Below are 434 nucleotides of genomic sequence, written 5' to 3'. Positions count from 1 at the left end.
ATCGGTTCCTGGTGCCAAGGCATGTGCGCCCTTAAAAACTTGGCCACAGATGCTCGCGTCCACTGTGCAGTTCTCAAGCAACGACCAGCCACCCGTCACAACCCACCAACGTGGACCTTTACGGGGCCGGCATCGCGAAGGTTCAGACCGTAGTCCGTACCCTCAGATACCCAACAGCGTGCCCGACCCGACCAGTTGAAAACTCACGTTCCACGCCGAAGCAGTACTAATGATCCCAACCGACCGTGCCGAATAGTCAACGTTCCACCCATGAGCTAACCACCGCAGGACATTCGCCTGCGTTATGGCTCTGGACAACCTTGCGGCTGCCTAGATGCTCCTTAGAAAGGAGGTGATCCAGCCGCACCTTCCGGTACGGCTACCTTGTTACGACTTCGTCCCAATCGCCAGTCCCACCTTCGACGATTCCCTCC

1 rRNA gene is annotated in these 434 nt (G+C 57.6%); it reads right to left on the bottom strand.

Annotated features, from left to right (window positions below):
- Nucleotides 1–345: 345 nt before the first annotated feature.
- Nucleotides 346–434: ribosomal RNA gene (locus IG62_RS0141010) — 16S ribosomal RNA — on the bottom strand; the annotation flags it as partial.

The sequence above is a fragment of the Streptomyces sp. NRRL S-337 genome, from assembly GCF_000720175.1.
Taxonomy (GTDB): Bacteria; Actinomycetota; Actinomycetes; order Streptomycetales; family Streptomycetaceae; genus Streptomyces; species Streptomyces siderophoricus.
Note: the sequence above shows the minus strand (reverse complement) of the source record. Positions and strands in the feature narration are given on the sequence as shown.